This is a genomic window from Hippea alviniae EP5-r (genome assembly GCF_000420385.1).
GTDB lineage: Bacteria > Campylobacterota_A > Desulfurellia > Desulfurellales > Hippeaceae > Hippea > Hippea alviniae.
Map to the genome: position 1 here is coordinate 330,868 of NZ_ATUV01000001.1, position 15,356 is coordinate 346,223.

The 15,356-nt window shown below is 38.9% G+C and carries 14 protein-coding genes and 1 tRNA gene; 10 read left to right on the forward strand and 5 right to left on the reverse strand.

Annotated features, from left to right (window positions below):
* On the reverse strand, nt 1-1,725 hold the full coding sequence (locus G415_RS0101755) for a chloride channel protein (RefSeq protein ID WP_022669865.1): 1,725 nt from the start codon (nt 1,723-1,725) through the stop codon (nt 1-3).
* Nucleotides 1,726-1,805: 80 nt separating this feature from the next.
* Here G415_RS0101755 and G415_RS10585 point away from each other — a divergent pair, with 80 nt between their 5' ends.
* From G415_RS10585 to G415_RS0101780, 5 genes are read left to right on the forward strand one after another with little or no spacing between them, the layout of a single operon-like run.
* Entirely contained in the window at nt 1,806-4,094 is a 2,289-nt protein-coding gene (locus tag G415_RS10585; RefSeq protein WP_022669866.1) for an HD domain-containing phosphohydrolase, read from the forward strand.
* 59 nt (nt 4,095-4,153) lie between these two features.
* Nucleotides 4,154-4,630 carry a 4Fe-4S dicluster domain-containing protein gene (locus G415_RS0101765; protein WP_022669867.1) on the forward strand — a complete coding sequence of 159 codons (477 nt, stop codon included), beginning with the start codon at nt 4,154-4,156 and terminating at the stop codon, nt 4,628-4,630.
* A gap of 1 nt (nt 4,631) precedes the next feature.
* Complete coding sequence (locus tag G415_RS0101770; RefSeq protein ID WP_022669868.1) at nt 4,632-6,446, forward strand: aldehyde ferredoxin oxidoreductase family protein; 1,815 nt, start codon at nt 4,632-4,634, stop codon at nt 6,444-6,446.
* Complete coding sequence (locus tag G415_RS0101775) at nt 6,443-7,624, forward strand: NAD(P)/FAD-dependent oxidoreductase (RefSeq protein ID WP_022669869.1); 1,182 nt, start codon at nt 6,443-6,445, stop codon at nt 7,622-7,624. The genes G415_RS0101770 and G415_RS0101775 overlap by 4 nt, the downstream gene beginning before the upstream one ends.
* Nucleotides 7,621-8,235: a LysE family translocator gene (locus G415_RS0101780; RefSeq protein ID WP_022669871.1), complete on the forward strand. Its 615-nt coding sequence runs from the start codon at nt 7,621-7,623 to the stop codon at nt 8,233-8,235. The genes G415_RS0101775 and G415_RS0101780 overlap by 4 nt, the downstream gene beginning before the upstream one ends.
* On the opposite strand, the gene G415_RS0101785 is transcribed toward G415_RS0101780, so the two are convergent.
* From G415_RS0101785 to G415_RS0101800, 4 genes are all read right to left on the reverse strand, one after another.
* Nucleotides 8,224-8,958, reverse strand: coding sequence for a DUF815 domain-containing protein (locus G415_RS0101785; RefSeq protein ID WP_022669872.1), 735 nt, complete (start codon nt 8,956-8,958; stop codon nt 8,224-8,226). The genes G415_RS0101780 and G415_RS0101785 overlap by 12 nt on opposite strands.
* Nucleotides 8,955-9,371 (reverse strand): hypothetical protein, encoded by a 417-nt coding sequence (locus G415_RS0101790; RefSeq protein ID WP_022669873.1) that lies wholly within the window; start codon nt 9,369-9,371, stop codon nt 8,955-8,957. The genes G415_RS0101785 and G415_RS0101790 overlap by 4 nt, the downstream gene beginning before the upstream one ends.
* Nucleotides 9,361-10,038: a 2,3-bisphosphoglycerate-dependent phosphoglycerate mutase gene (locus G415_RS0101795; protein ID WP_022669874.1), complete on the reverse strand. Its 678-nt coding sequence runs from the start codon at nt 10,036-10,038 to the stop codon at nt 9,361-9,363. The genes G415_RS0101790 and G415_RS0101795 overlap by 11 nt, the downstream gene beginning before the upstream one ends.
* Before the next feature lie 70 nt (nt 10,039-10,108).
* Nucleotides 10,109-10,184: transfer RNA gene (locus G415_RS0101800), tRNA-Thr, on the reverse strand.
* Between the two features lie 96 nt (nt 10,185-10,280).
* On the opposite strand from G415_RS0101800, the gene G415_RS0101805 reads away from it, so the two are divergent.
* The 5 genes from G415_RS0101805 to purQ all read left to right on the forward strand — a co-directional run bounded on the left by G415_RS0101805 (nt 10,281) and on the right by purQ (nt 15,356).
* Nucleotides 10,281-11,579, forward strand: coding sequence for a DRTGG domain-containing protein (locus G415_RS0101805; RefSeq protein ID WP_022669875.1), 1,299 nt, complete (start codon nt 10,281-10,283; stop codon nt 11,577-11,579).
* An 18-nt stretch (nt 11,580-11,597) separates the two neighbouring features.
* Nucleotides 11,598-13,664, forward strand: a complete 2,067-nt coding sequence (locus G415_RS0101810; protein ID WP_022669876.1) for a sodium-translocating pyrophosphatase — start codon at nt 11,598-11,600, stop codon at nt 13,662-13,664.
* An 86-nt stretch (nt 13,665-13,750) separates the two neighbouring features.
* The gene (gene purC, locus G415_RS0101815; protein WP_022669877.1) at nt 13,751-14,464 is read left to right on the forward strand and encodes a phosphoribosylaminoimidazolesuccinocarboxamide synthase; all 714 of its coding nucleotides are present in this window, start codon (nt 13,751-13,753) and stop codon (nt 14,462-14,464) included.
* A gap of 2 nt (nt 14,465-14,466) precedes the next feature.
* The gene (purS, locus tag G415_RS0101820; protein WP_033378647.1) at nt 14,467-14,694 is read left to right on the forward strand and encodes a phosphoribosylformylglycinamidine synthase subunit PurS; all 228 of its coding nucleotides are present in this window, start codon (nt 14,467-14,469) and stop codon (nt 14,692-14,694) included.
* Nucleotides 14,691-15,356: a phosphoribosylformylglycinamidine synthase I gene (gene purQ / locus G415_RS0101825; RefSeq protein WP_026939518.1), complete on the forward strand. Its 666-nt coding sequence runs from the start codon at nt 14,691-14,693 to the stop codon at nt 15,354-15,356. The genes purS and purQ overlap by 4 nt, the downstream gene beginning before the upstream one ends.

Here is a 15,356-nt window from a genome sequence, read left to right on the forward strand (position 1 = left end):
CTATACTGGCACCTTTTTCTTTGTATGTCTTTGAAGGTTAATTTGTTGTTTTTTTAGTTTAGAAAAAGATTCAGGTACTTTCTTAAATACATCCTTTATTTGAAGCACATCTCCAGGTTTTCCACAGATAAGGATTTCATCACCCTTTGTTAACTCGTCTATCTCAGCCGGATGGAGCCATTTGCCGTCTCTGAAGATATAGATTATTTTTACATTTTTGTATTTTAAGAACTCATTTTCCCTTTCCGGTGCAAGACTCTTTAGCAGTGTCCCAAAAAACAGCACCTTATCGTTTGGTAGTCTTATTGGCATGCCTGTTTCTAATAGATTTAGTATCTTTTTGTCTTCTATCTCTTTCGGAGAGATGGAGAATGAAGGTAAATTACACATGATAATGTTTTTAAGTATGCTAAGTTGATGAACGGGTGAGTAGTTTTTATCTGGGACTTGGGCTTCATATAGACTGAAATACTTAGCTTTAACTCTTCTTGATATCTCGACCTGAACGAGATAGGCAAGCAAAACACTTAGGGCAGCAGCAGCAAGGAGATTGTATCCACCAGTCATTTCTGTTACCATTATCGTTGTTGCAAGTGGAGCTCGTGCGGCAGAACCAAATACAGCAGCCATGCCTATTACGGCAAATATTGATGGATTTTGATGTAAAAGATGAGCAAATGCACAACCGAGCATTGCACCAATAAAGAGTGTTGGTGCAAATACGCCACCAGAACCGCCGCTTGATACGGTAAATGTAAACGCAAGCATCTTTGCTACTATTAAAAAGAGCGCAATTGATACGGCTATTTTTCCGTATATGGCTTCTTGAATCCAGCCGTATCCGCCACCAAGCACCTGTGGAAACTTGAAGGCTATTAAACCAACGATTGCAGCACCTATAGCAGGCTTAAAATGTGGTGGTATTTTTATGAGTCTAAATCCATCCCTTACATAATAAAAAACGTTAGGCAGTATAACGCCTGTTATTCCGCTTATTAGTCCAAGCAGGGCTAAGTAGAAGTATGTGTTTATGGTATCTATTTGAAGGTTTTGCGGAACTGTGAATATTGGTTGCCATCCCATAAGAAATCCTGTTGTCATGTATGCTATTAAAGAACCAAGAAGGGTATAAACTAATGCTTCCGCTTCGAATTCCATGTCGCTATATAGCACTTCTATGGCAAATATAGATGTTCCGATAGGGGCTCTGAATATAGCAGAGAGTCCACTTGCCATTCCTATTAAAACGAACAACCTTCTCTCTTGACTTGTTGCTTTTTTAATGGTTGCATATATTGAGCCGACACCTGAGCTGAACAGAGCTGTTGGGCCTTCTCTTCCTGCTGAACCACCTGTTCCTATGGTTATAGCCGATGCTAATATTTTTATTGGTGTTACAATCGGTCTTATGTATCCACCCGTTCTATGAAAGCTCCTTACGGCTGTGTCTGTGCCGTGTCCTTCTGCTTCTGGAGCTGTTGAATACACCAGTATGCCTGATATAAGCCCGCCAGTAATTAGGACAAACAGTGCTATCCACGGATGAGAGTATGATGGAATTGCTGAATTTTTTAGTATGTATAATACATCGGGCGGAGTATATTTTGCCAAGGCTTTTAGGGAATTATCGCTTATAAGTTTAAGTAAAAAGACAAATATTTGGGCACTTGCAGCACCTATCAAGCCTATAATAACAGTGTCAATAATCAGTTTTGCTTTTTTCATTGTTATTAAGACTTTACGGTTTTTTGTTTGTTTTTTCAAGGTTATTGATACAGTTCACATTAAGTGTTAAAATTTGCAGCATGAAACGCAGGCCTTCGTTTTTCTATTTTATTGGTCTTTTTATAGCAACACTTGTTCTTGCTGTTTTACTCTTTGTTTTCGACTATTGGAAAGTTGACCTTGTAAGGATAGTTAATTCAAACATAAATCAGATAAAAAACATATATACGACAGAAACGAAATATTTTCTTCAGTCAACTACCGATAGTCTTGTGAATTCTATACTTAGTCAGCAAAAAAGTGTTGTGTCTGAGTTTGAGAAACATATAAAAAGCGAGGACTTGCTCTATAGAATAGCTGCAAGTGAGTTTGCTGAGATGAAAAATAGAAATTTAGCTAAACAAAATATTGTGAAAAAGCTAAGGTCTATATCAGACAAGAGTCCTTTTATCTCATATTTTATTCTTAATAGTAGTGGTGAAGATTTAATTACGGGTAAACAGATTCCTAAAGGATTGTTTAAAAAGATGTCTGATGTTTCTTATGATGAGAGCGGTAAGTTTGTTAAGCTAAGATGGATAGACGGCGAGGAGAGCGAAGTTTATGTAAGAAAATTTCCCTATTTTAAGTGGCTGTTTATTACTGTCTTGAAAACAGGAGAGATAAAAAGGGCTATTCAGTTTAATTTTATAGATTTGATTAAGAGTTATAGATTTGGGAGGAACAACGAAGGATATATGTTTGCTATATCCATAGGTAAAAATAGCCGATGTAGATTTAAGATGATTGCAAGCTCCTTGACTGCAAGTGATAGATGTGTGGATTTGGAGAGACTTTTTAATGGTTTGAGTGTTAAAAAACTTCTTAGCGAAGGTTCTATGTTCATTATGGATGGTAAAAATAATAGGGATAGGCTCGTTTTTTTCAGGTATGTGAAGAGTTGGAATTGGATTGTTGGTTCGGGTATAACGCTTAGAAGTGTATCTTTAGCCGTTGGAAGGCAAAAAGAGAAGATAATTTTTGGTATGGGCTCTAATATTGAGGATTTAACGGTATTTTTGTTTGGCGTTGGTATAGTTATAATCGCCGTATCTTTTGCTTTTGTTGAATTTTCAAGAAGAAAAACATACGGGATACTTAAACTTTTAAATGAGTCATTGAGCAAGGGCGAGCCGTTAAAATTTGATGAGCCCGTTTTTAAAGAGTTTGAGATAATTATCAATTACTTCTCTGAAGCACTCGACAGGATAAATACATATGAAAATGATTTTTTAAAAGCTTTCGTTAGTATATTGGAAGCTCGAGATGTATATACGAAGGGACATTCGCAGCGTGTTGCCTTTTATTCGAAGATGATAGCAAAGAAGTTGGGTTATGACGAGAAGCATCAAGATGAGATTTATAGAGCTGGTCTTCTGCACGATATAGGCAAGGTTGGGATACCAGATGCTGTTTTGCTTAAGCCCGGCAAACTGACAGATAACGAATACAGAATAATGCAGCAGCATCCAATAATATCGTATGAGATTCTCGCCCGTTCGCAGAGATTTAAACATCTTGCTCTATGGGCAAGGCAGCACCACGAAAAGTGCGATGGCAGTGGTTATCCTGATGGTTTGAAATGTAGTGCCATTACAGAAGAAGCAAGGATAATAGAAATTGCAGATATATTTGACGCTCTAACAACAACAAGACCATACAGAAAAGCTTTTAGTGTTGAGAAAGCCGTGGAGATACTAAGTAATGAGAAGATTGATAAAGAGATTTTTTCTGTAGCTAAAGGCGTTCTTATCGATGCCATAAAAGAGGTTGGCGATGTTGAAGTTGAGTTTATGTCTGAGCAGTTGGATAGGATAAGAAATGAGTTGTTTAATTATGATTTTATGACAGGATTAAAGGTTTGGTTATCATTTAGGAAGACGCTTCAAGATTTTATAAATGTTGATGCTCCATTCGTTGTGTATAGGGTAAATATAAAAAACATAAGCAGGATAAATTACAGATTTGGTGAAGATATTGGTGATGAAGTTATAGTGAAAACCGCAGAAGCTTTAAAGAAATTTAAGAAAGCAGAAGAGATGTTTTCTCAAGATTTAATCTGTAGAGCGTATGCAGATGTCTTTTTTATGGCAAGAAGGATAAAAAAGAACGAGCTTATGCCTTCTTTTGAAGAGGAATCTTCGACGATAAAGAGCTATCTAATGGAGGAAGTATTCTCATATCTTTTTGAAGATAGTAGAATTAATTTTAGAATTGAAGGAATAGAAGACTACCTTGACTTTGAAGTTACATTTGCCAGATATCCTTTTGATGGTAGAACATTGAATGAAATCATTTATAGGGTTGAAAGTGTGAGAAAAGTTAGTTAAAATTCTAAAGATAGGTTTTATGTTTAACATTTTTTAGTTTAGAAGGCAGGAGGCTTTCAATGAAAATCCTATATGTAGATGTGTCAAAGTGCACAGGATGTAGGGCTTGTGAATACGCTTGCTCTTTTGCTCATGATGGTTTGTTTAATCCCTTGAACTCAAGGATTCACATTAGCGAGTTTTTGGACGATTTTGTCTTTGTTCCTGCGATGTGCACCCAGTGTGAAGATGCTTACTGTGTAAAGGTTTGTCCTACGGGTGCTTTAAGTAAAAACGAAGAGACGGGCGTTGTTGAGCTTGATTATAACAAGTGCATAGGCTGTAAACAGTGCACCATTGCCTGTCCGTGGGGCAATATAAAGCTTGATGTTGAAGCAAAAAGAATAATCAAATGTGATTACTGTGGCGGAGGCCCAGAATGCGTGAAGGTTTGTCATGCTTCTGCTTTGCAGTTTGTTGAAGTGGAAGATGCTGTTTTAGATAAACAGCATAGGAGTGCCATTTATTATAAAGATATAGCCCAGCAGGGGGTGTGATATGTTAAAGGGTGGTTATGTTGGCAGGATATTAAGGGTTAATTTGAGCGAGAACAAGATAAGTGTTGAAGATATAAACGAAAAGTGGGCTGAAGATTTTATCGGCGGCAGAGGGTATGCAACAAGAATGCTGCTTGATGAGATAGACCCAAAAATAGACCCTTTAAGTGAAGAAAATAAAATTATCATAGCGACTGGTCCTTTGGGTTCAACCTATGCACCATCATCCGGAAGGGTTATGGTTATAACAAAAGGTGCATTGAATGGAGCTATAGCCTGTTCTAACTCTGGCGGTCATTTTGGGCCTGAGCTCAAAAGGGCAGGGTATGATTTCTTAGTAATTGAAGGAAAAGCCGAAAAACCCGTTTATTTATGGATTTATAAGGGCAAGGTTGAAATAAGAGATGCATCTATGCTTGTTGGTAAGAATACCAAAGAGACGGATAAGATTTTGAAGAGATTAACGCATCCAGAAGCTGGGACATTCCAGATAGGTCCAGCAGGAGAAAAGCTCTCTCTAATAGCCAATGCGACATTTGATGGACATAGAATGGCAGGAAGAACGGGTGTTGGCGCTGTTTTTGGAAGTAAGAATCTAAAGGCTATAGCGGCGAAAGGAAACTTAAGCATTGCTGTTGCGGATAGAGAGAGATTTGCTAAGGCTGTATATAACGCAAGGGATATGCTTTCAAAGGATGCATTCACCGGCAAAGGAGCTGCAAAGTATGGAACGGCTGTTTTGGTTAATGTGATAAATGGCGTTGGTGGTTTACCATCTTACAATGGCCACGATGCCTATTTTGAAAGAGCCGAGAAAATTAGCGGAGAGACACTTGCAAAGGATAATCTTGTAAGGGCTGAAGGTTGTGATAGCTGTCCTATAGCATGTGGAAGGGTTACAGAAATAAGAAAAGGTAAGTATAAGGGTAAAAAGGGTGTTGGACCTGAGTATGAGTCTATTTGGGCGCTTGGTGCTGCATGCGGCGTTGACGATTTAGACGCTGTTGTTATGGCAGGTTATCTGTGTGATGATTATGGATTGGATACTATCTCTGCTGGTGCAACGGTTGCATGTGCTATGGACCTATACGAAGCTGGGTATATACCAAAGGATGATGTAGGATTTGAACTCAGATTTGGAGATGCTGACGCACTCGTTAAGGCTATAGAGCTTATGGGTAAGCAGGAAACAGAGTTTGGTAAGCTTCTTGCAAAAGGCTCTTATAGGCTTGCTGAGTATTATGGACATCCAGAGTTCTCCATGAGCGTTAAGAAGCAGGAATTCCCAGCATACGACCCACGAGCTATTAAGGGCATAGGCCTTGAGTATGCAACCAGCAACAGAGGAGCCTGCCATGTAAGGGGTTATACAATAGCAGCTGAAGTCTTAGGCAAGATGGATAAAAATACTTACGAAGGCAAAGCAAAGCTTACAAAGACGCTTCAGGATTTGACAGCTGCGTTAGACTCAACAGGAATCTGCCTATTTACTACTTTTGCGATTGCGGGCAAAGAGATTTCAGAGCTGTTTGCTGCTGCCACGGGATTTGAGTGTGATGAGAGCGAGTTTTTGAAGAAAGGCGAAAGAATTTGGAATATAGAGAGAATATTCAACATCAAAGCCGGTTTTGGAAGGGATGATGATAGACTACCAGAGAGAATGGAGAAAGAGCCAATAAAAAGTGGACCTTCAAAGGGTATGGTGGCAGATTTGAGTGGTGTGCTTGATGAGTATTACGAACTGAGAGGCTGGGATAAAAACGGCGTCCCAACAAAAGAGAAACTCCAAGAATTAGGCATAGAGGACTTACTATGATAGCAATAGTCGGCGGCTCTATAGCCGCCTTTGTTGCTTATAGAACGATAAAAAAGTATCAACCCGATGCCGATGTAAAGGTGTTTTCAAAAGAGAGTGTGATACCTTACTCAAAAATGCTTCTTCCTTATATACTTACAAGCAATGTTGAAGCCAATATGTTTTACCCAATAGGAGACGACTTGTTTTTGGAGAAGGAGATTGTTGAGCTTGATGCAGATGAGAAATACATAAAGGATAAGAGTAATTGGAAATATTATTACGACAAGCTCATAATCGCAACGGGTGCTGATGCCAAAAAACCTTCGTTTGAAGGTGATTACGATGCCGATAAAATTATAACCATAAGGTATTTAAATGACATCTATAAGATTCGGGACTTGATAAGGCAGGCTTCTTTTAGGCGAGTGGTTATAGTTGGTGCAGGTCTTGTTAGTATGGAGATGGGACATGCTTTGTCCATGGCTGGCTTTGATGTGCGTTTTGTCGTTGGTTCAAACAGAATCTTATCTCAGATACTCAATAAATCTTCTGCCGATTTTGTTGAGAAAATCATAACGGATAACCACAGGGTTGAGTTTTATAAACAGGATGGTATTGAGACAATAAATAGTTATAACGATGGACTTATTGTTAAGTTGAAAAGCTCAAAAGAGATAGAGTGTGATTTTGTTGTTGTTGGTCGTGGCGTTAGTCCGAATGTCTCATTTTTGAGTGGAGATTTTAGTGATGGCGTGGAAGTTGATGAGTTTTTAAAAACAGGGTTTAGAGATGTCTATGCTGTTGGAGATGTGGCAAAGAGCTATGATGCTGTGGTTAACAAGAAGATTTCACATGCCATCTGGCCTGTTGCGATAGAAGAAGCAGAAATAGCGGCAAGGAATGTTTTAGGATTTGATATGACCGAAGAGCCGCAGATAACAAGAAATGTGTTGCCTGTTTTTGGTATGAATATATTTACGGCAGGTGTCTCCAAGCTTGAAGAGTATGATGGCATTTTAGAAGATTATAGCGACGGTTTGAGAAGAATTCTGTTCAAAGACGGCATGCTTGATGGTTTTGTGTTTGTTGGCGATGTTTACGACTTTGGCGAGTATGTGAATATTATGCGAAAAAGAGTTAATATAAAGGGAGTTGAGAAGGCTTTACTGTTCTCTTCTAAAGCGGCGAAACTATGAACATAGAGCTGTTTCTTATAGGTTTTATTGCAGCCCTAACGCCAGGCCCTGACATTCTGCTTACGATACAGACAACCCTGAACCACTCATTTAAAGAAGGTTTGAAGGTTGTAAGTGGCATACTTACGGGCAATATCGTGATGATTTTGATACTTCTTGTTGGTTTGTCGTCTGTTGGCAAGAGTGCACCGTTTCAAATGTTTATATCCCTATTTGGTGGCTTTTACCTGCTATATGTTGCTTTTGAGATTTTTAGGCACAGAAAAGAGCAAGTTAGGGCTGCACAGACTAAGGCGAAAACATTTTACTTTAAGGGTTTAACCGTGAATCTGTCAAACCCGAAGGCTATTATCTTTTTTAGTGCCATTCTTGCGCCATTCTTAGACAAAGGTTCCCTTGCTTTAAATCTATTGAGTCTGTTTTTAGGTATTCTACTTGCATTTTTAACGGCTACATTTTTGACTGAATTTTTCAGGAAAAATCTGCTCAATCCTAAGGTATCGGCTGCCATAAACACCATCTCTTCAATTATCTTTTTTCTATTTTCAATTGAATTATTCAGGAATTTTTACAGTATAGCGGCAGATTTTTTTAGTCTCTTAAAGTCTTAGAAGTTTTGATATAACAAACTGCTTTGCAACCCTTCCGCTTCTTGCACCTTTTGATATGGCAAATGATAGGGCTTCTTTGTTCCAGTTGGGAAACTTGTTTAAGCTGTATTGCTTTAGGTAATATTCAACGATTTTTAAATATGTATCTTTGTCTGGCATTCTAAATGAGATTGTGAGTCCAAACCTGGCATAAAGAGACATCTGCTCACTTATCTCATCAGCGCTGTATATGGAATCTGTCTTTAGAACTTCATCTTTTATTAGATGTCTTTTGTTTGATGTGGCTATAATCATCGCATTTGTTGGTTTCTCTTCTAAACCACCTTCTATTGAAGACTTGAATTTTCTATATTCGTCGTTTTGTTCATCGAAAGAGATATCATCAAAGAACAGTATAAACTTAGATGTTTTGTATGCCGAGATGAGCTCGTATATGTCATAGATAAATGTTGCTTCGTCTGTTGGTATCTGGATAATCTTTAATCCTTTTTCTCTGTAATGGTTGATTAGTGCCTTTACGACTGATGACTTGCCACAGCCCCTTTCACCCCATAGAAGGACATCTAAGAATGGTTTGTTGGATAAAAATGCTTCTGTGTTGATTTTGAGCTGCTTAATCTGTGCGTCTATGCCTATTAGATTTTCTAATCTTGCCGTTGAGAAGTTGATTATTGGCTTTATCGTCCTATTTTCAACCCTAAACGCAAAGCCGTCTGCTATCATTTTATAACGAAGATAATTTTTTTTGCTCCCTGAACGCCGCTTACAAGCTGCTTTTCTATGTCTGCTGTTTTACTCTCTGCGCCTATAAAGATGAGATAATCGCTCTGTGGTGTTGCAAGTTTATATGCTTCGAACATGCTGTCTTTTATGTTTTTCTCTTCAATAATGATGTAAAGGATTTCTATATCTAAAGCCGCAGTTAGTTTATCTTTGTCTGATACATCTATTAATGCATTTGCTTCCTTTGAGTTTGCAGAAATAGCCTTTATAACGCCTATTTCGTTGTTTTTGAAATAATCTTCATCTTTGTATCCATTGTCTTTTAGTATGCTTTCTATCTCTTTAAAGCCCACAACTTCTATACCGTTTAGATGAGCCTTTTCTATGAACTCTTCTAAATTACTACTCTTCATCTTCTAACTTCTTTATGAATTTTGTTTCTTTATATTCATAAAACAGTGGTTTTCCCGTTGGTATCTCAAATTTTGGTATATCTTCATCTGATATATTTTCAAGGTATTTGACAATTGCCCTTAGGCTGTTTCCATGCGCACTGATTAGGATATTTTTGCCTTCTTTTAGTTTTGGTATTATTGTGCTTTCGAAGAATGGTATTGTTCTGTGATAATTGTCTTTCAAAGACTCACCACCCGGTGGATTTATGTCATAGCTTCTTCTCCACTTGTGGACTGTATCTGCTCCGTATTTTTCTGCTGTTTCTTGTTTGTTTAATCCTTGCAGGTCGCCATAATATCTTTCGTTTAGCGCTTCCGTCTCATAGACGGGTAAGACATTTATAGTATCAGGCATATTTGCCCACTCTTTCATTCTGCCTTCTGAATGCTGAATTATTGGAACTTTGCCACAGTTGTTTACAGATAGTGCTATCATTGCCGTCTGGATTGACCTTATCAGTGCAGATGTATAGACTTCGTCAAAGCATATGTCTTTGAGCTTTTCTCCTGCTTTTAGTGCTTCATCGATGCCTTCTTTTGCGAGTGGGACATCCACCCAGCCTGTAAAGAGATTGAGCTTGTTCCACATCGACTTGCCGTGTCTTAAAAGAACCAATAAAGCCATCTTCTCTCTCCTTTTTCTCGTTTTACAGGTTGCTTTAGCTTGCGGCAGGGTTTATAATACAAAAATAAAATGGAGCCAGCGATAGGACTCGAACCTACGACCTGCTGATTACGAATCAGCTGCTCTACCACCTGAGCTACGCTGGCACCGTTTAAGGATTTTAGTGAAAAGGTTTTGTTTGTCAAGTGTGTTGAAAAAGTAAGCGTAATATTGTATAAGTTGCTCACTTTTGGAGGAGAAAAATGAGAGGGATAAAAAACATTTATGTGGTTGGAAGGAAAAATCCTGATTTAGACAGCGTTGCCAGTGCCGTTGCTTATGCAGAGCTTAAGAATACCTTAGATGCAGAAACAAACTATGTGGCGACTGTTTGCGGCGGGATAGACGAGACAACGCAGAAAGTTTTTGGTTATTACAACATCCCTTTCCCTAAGTATATAGCTGATTTGAGTCTTCGTGTTGAAGATGTTATGACACAGAACACAATAACGGTTAGAAGGGACGAGCCGGTTACTGAGATATTTAGGCTAATGTTGAAAAACGACTTAAGGGTTGTGCCCGTCGTTAAGGAGAATGGTGAGTTTGTTGGCTATTTTGGTATGATAGATATAGCAAAAAAGAGTATTTCGTCGGTTATGCCGGATATATTCAGGAAGATAAAGACAAGTATCTCTATAATAAAAAGGGCTGTTGATGGCGAGACGATAGTTGAAACAGAAAGAGAAGATGATGAATTTATAGCAACGATTATTATGGGTGTTGTCGATAGAGAAGGTTTGATGAACATAATTGAAAGGATTGAGCCGGAAAGCGTTATAATGGTTGTAGGAAATAGAGAAGATTTACAAAGAGCTGCAATCGAAGTTGGTGTTAGGTGTATAGTTATCTCTCACGGATACGACATAAGTGATGAGTTGAAGAAATTAGCAGAAGAAAACGGTGTTGCTGTTATATCGTCAGAATATGACGCGTTTGCGACGGTTGGTTTGATAGAATGGGGTATTCCTGTCGAGAGTGTTTGTGAGAAGAGTGAAACTATGGTTAACCCTTTGGATTTGATTAAAGATATAAAGGAAGTAGTTTATACTTCAAATAATAGAGCTGTTGTCGTTGTTGATACAAAGAAAAGGGTTAAAGGCATCATAACAAGAACAGATATTATAAAATACGACAGAAGAAATGTAATCTTAATAGACCACTCTTCAAGTATAGATGCACCAGATGGAATATTTGAGTGCAATATTCTTGAGATTATAGACCATCATAGATTAGGTGATATCCAGACTGGTTTTAGAACAAGATACAGAATAGAGCCGTGGGGGGCAACAGCATCAATAATAGTTGATGAGTTTAAGAAAAATCGTATAAAACCATCAAAGACATCGTCTCTATTGCTTGCTGCTGGTATAATAGTAAATACTAAGTTTCTGACAGAAAATGTGGTTGATGAAGATATGGAGAGCCTTGAGTGGATATGTTCTGTATGGGAGATGAACTCGTCAGACCTTTCAGAAGAGCTTAAAAGAGTAATAAATTCTTAAAGGGGTAGGAGGTATTCTATGGTAAACGCAACAACAGCTTTGTATCTTACATTCATTGCGTCGTTTTTGTCGATTGGTTATGCATTATTTGCAGCGTATTATGTCCTTTCAAAGGAAGATGGCAACGAAAGAATGAAGGAGATTGCCAAAGCCATTCAAGAAGGTGCAGGGGCTTTCTTGGCGAGAGAGTATAAGAGTATAGCAATAGTTGCCATCGTTATATTCGCCATTTTGTGGGCTTTGGGTGCAAAGAGTGAGCATTTTGGACTTTTGACGGCTTTGGGATATTTGACGGGTGCAATTCTTTCTGGTCTTGCAGGTTATATCGGTATGTTTGTTGCCGTTAGAACGAATGTTAAGACAGCCCAGATGGCTAAAAACGGTCTTGCAAGAGCTTTAGATTTGGCATTCAAAGGTGGTTCTGTTACGGGATTCCTTGTGACGGGCTTTGGTCTTCTTGCTATTTCTGGTTTCTATTATGTTTCTGTGTACATCTTTAAACAGCCTGTTGAGCATACGATTAAAGCTTTGATAGGTCTTGCATTCGGTACAAGCTTAATCAGTGTTTTTGCTCGTCTTGGTGGTGGAATTTACACTAAAGCCGCAGATGTCGGTGCTGACCTTGTGGGTAAGGTTGAAGCTGGAATTCCTGAAGACGACCCGAGAAACCCAGCGGTTATAGCTGACAATGTGGGTGATAATGTTGGTGACTGTGCTGGAATGGCTGCTGATGTTTTTGAAACATTCACTGTTACGACTGTTGCAGCAATGGTTTTGGGCCATACACTGTTTGACAAACCTGGTTCAATTGGGATAGCTGCAATGTTCCCGCTTCTGATTGGCGCTATCGCTTCTGTCTCTGCAATTGTTGGAGCGTTTTTTGTAAGGCTTGGCAGGTCAAACAATATTATGGGTGCTTTCTATAAAGGTATGTTTGTTACAGCTATAATTGCTCTTGTTATCATATACTTTGCATCTCAAAAGTTCTTTGGCACACCGATTAAGTATTCCTGGGGCGAAGTAACGGCAAATGGCGTATTCTTCTCATCTTTAATAGGTATGGCTATAACGGGTCTGTTGATGTTTATAACAGAGTTTTACACTTCTTATGAGTATCCACCTGTTAAATCCATAGCTAAAGCTTCTGTTACAGGTCATGCAACAAACATTATTCAGGGTATGGCTGTAATGCTCAAAGCTCCTGCTTTGCCAGCAATTGTTATTGCTCTGGGCATGTTCTTCTCATACAAACTTGCCGGTCTTTACGGTATAGCAATTGCTGCAGCAGCTATGTTATCATTGACAGGAATGGTAATCTCTATCGACTCATACGGTCCTATTACAGATAACGCTGGTGGAATTGCAGAAATGGCAGAGCTCGATGAGACTGTAAGGGCTGTTACCGACCCATTAGATGCTGTTGGAAATACAACAAAAGCCGTTACAAAGGGATTTGCTATAGGTTCTGCTGCTTTGGCTGCTTTAGTTCTGTTTGCTGAATATACTCGCTCCATCGGTGCAGGTTCTCACTCCTTTGACTTAAGCAATCCGCTTGTTCTCGTTGGACTGCTTCTTGGTGGCCTTTTGCCATTCTATTTTGGCGCTATGAGTATGGAAGCTGTCGGTGTTGCAGGCGGAATGATGGTTGAAGAAGTTAGAAGACAGTTTAGAGAGATAAAAGGCATATTGGAAGGAAAGGCAAAGCCAGATTATGCGGCTTGCGTTGATATTGTTACAAGGGAGTCCTTGAAAAAGATGATAGCACCGGGTCTGATACCTGTTTTAGGCCCGATTATTGTTTATGCTCTGTTTGGTAAGATTGCACTTGGCGCACTCTCTATGGGTTCGATTATAACGGGATTCTTCCTTGCAGTTGCAATGACAAGCGGCGGTGGTGCATGGGATAATGCCAAAAAATACATAGAAGATGGTAATTTCGGTGGTAAAGGTAGCGAAGCTCATAAGGCTGCAGTAACAGGTGATACGGTTGGAGACCCACTGAAGGATACGGCTGGTCCTGCTATTAACCCGATGATTAAGATTATAAACATAATCGCTATTTTGATAGTTCTGACAAGCTTCTAAAAAGAGTAGGGGGGTTGTCCCCCTTTCTGTTTTGGGTTTAGGGTTAAACTCAAAACAGAGATAATAAAAGGAAGAGGAGAGAAGATATGGTTGAAGAGACAAAGCTTTTGTATGAAGGTAAGGCTAAAAAGGTTTATGAAACAAATGACCCAAATCTGCTTATTATCTATTTCAAAGATGATGCAACAGCTTTTAACGGTAAAAAACACGAAATTATAGACGAAAAGGGCGCTTTAAATAAGGCTATTACAACTAAGGTATTTCAGTGGCTTGAAGAGTGTGGAATAAAGACACATTTTGTTGAAGAGAATTCTGGAAGAGAGATAGTTGTTAAAAGACTTAAGATGATACCTGTTGAAGTTGTGGTTAGAAATATTGCTGCGGGCTCCATTGCAAAAAGGCTTGGACTTAAGCAGGGTGAGAAATTGCCAAGACCAATTCTTGAATATTATTACAAAAGCGATGAGTTAGATGACCCGTGGATTAACGAAGACCACATTACAGCTTTCGGTTGGGCTGATGAAGAGACTCTAAAAAAGATTAGAGAGATAGCTTTTAAGGTTAATGAGTGTTTGAGGGAGAAGTTTGATAAGGCTGGTATTATACTTGTTGACTTTAAACTTGAGTTTGGCTTCGACAACGAAGGCAACCTTGTGCTGGGCGATGAGTTTACACCGGATGGCTCAAGGCTATGGGACAAAGAGACAGGCGAAGTTTTGGATAAGGATAGATTTAGGAGAGATTTAGGCGATTTGATAGAAGGGTATGAGAAGATTTTGATGAAGATATCAAGGGTCTAAAAATGAAGTATGTGGTAATTGTTATGCCTAAGAAAGCGATACTTGACCCGCAGGGAAAGGCGATAAAGCAGGTTGCTGAAGATTATCTGAATAAGTCTATTAAAGATATAAGGGTTGGAAAATACTTTGAGATAGAGCTTGACAGAGAAGATGATGAGCTTGTTGAGAAGCTTGCAAAGAATATCCTATCAAATGAAGTGATAGAAGACTATCTGGTGAAGAAGGTATGAGAGTTGGCATAGTTCAGTTTCTTGGGACAAACTGCGATTATGACTGTAAATACGCATGCGACTGTTTAGGATTTGAAAGTGAGTTTATCTGGTATAGTCAAGCTGATGTTGAAGGGTTTGATGTTATTATCTTGCCCGGTGGTTTCTCATACGGAGATTATTTAAGGAGTGGGGCATTAGCAAAGTTCTCACCTGTCATGAAGGCAGTTGCCGATTTTTCCAAAAAGGGCGGTAAGGTTATTGGCATCTGCAACGGTTTTCAGATTTTAATTGAAGTGGGATTGCTCAAAGGTGCTCTTTTGAAGAATAAAAACCTTCGTTTTATACATAAAGATGTGTATTTGAAGGTTGAAAAGAGCAGATGCAGGTTTACTAAAGGCCTTGAAGGTGAAGTTCTTAGAATGCCTATAGCTCACGGTGAAGGCAACTATTTCTGCAGTGATGATTATCTGAAGTATTTGCAGGACAACGAGATGATTGTTTTGAGATACTCAAATGAGTCCGGCGATGTAAAGGATGAGTGCAATCCTAATGGCTCTGTTTACAATATAGCTGGAATTTGCAACGAGAGTGGTAATGTATTTGGCTTGATGCCGCATCCTGAAAGGGCTGTGGGTGATTTGGGTAAGGATGGCGAGAAGATTTTTGAACGATTCCTATAG

Coding starts and splice junctions, on each gene's coding strand:
- G415_RS0101755 (WP_022669865.1), bottom strand. CDS start 1,725: ATGAAAAAAGCAAAACTGATTATTGACACTGTTATTATAGGCTTGATA.
- G415_RS10585 (WP_022669866.1), top strand. CDS start 1,806: ATGAAACGCAGGCCTTCGTTTTTCTATTTTATTGGTCTTTTTATAGCA.
- G415_RS0101765 (WP_022669867.1), top strand. CDS start 4,154: ATGAAAATCCTATATGTAGATGTGTCAAAGTGCACAGGATGTAGGGCT.
- G415_RS0101770 (WP_022669868.1), top strand. CDS start 4,632: ATGTTAAAGGGTGGTTATGTTGGCAGGATATTAAGGGTTAATTTGAGC.
- G415_RS0101775 (WP_022669869.1), top strand. CDS start 6,443: ATGATAGCAATAGTCGGCGGCTCTATAGCCGCCTTTGTTGCTTATAGA.
- G415_RS0101780 (WP_022669871.1), top strand. CDS start 7,621: ATGAACATAGAGCTGTTTCTTATAGGTTTTATTGCAGCCCTAACGCCA.
- G415_RS0101785 (WP_022669872.1), bottom strand. CDS start 8,958: ATGATAGCAGACGGCTTTGCGTTTAGGGTTGAAAATAGGACGATAAAG.
- G415_RS0101790 (WP_022669873.1), bottom strand. CDS start 9,371: ATGAAGAGTAGTAATTTAGAAGAGTTCATAGAAAAGGCTCATCTAAAC.
- G415_RS0101795 (WP_022669874.1), bottom strand. CDS start 10,038: ATGGCTTTATTGGTTCTTTTAAGACACGGCAAGTCGATGTGGAACAAG.
- G415_RS0101805 (WP_022669875.1), top strand. CDS start 10,281: ATGAGAGGGATAAAAAACATTTATGTGGTTGGAAGGAAAAATCCTGAT.
- G415_RS0101810 (WP_022669876.1), top strand. CDS start 11,598: ATGGTAAACGCAACAACAGCTTTGTATCTTACATTCATTGCGTCGTTT.
- purC (WP_022669877.1), top strand. CDS start 13,751: ATGGTTGAAGAGACAAAGCTTTTGTATGAAGGTAAGGCTAAAAAGGTT.
- purS (WP_033378647.1), top strand. CDS start 14,467: ATGAAGTATGTGGTAATTGTTATGCCTAAGAAAGCGATACTTGACCCG.
- purQ (WP_026939518.1), top strand. CDS start 14,691: ATGAGAGTTGGCATAGTTCAGTTTCTTGGGACAAACTGCGATTATGAC.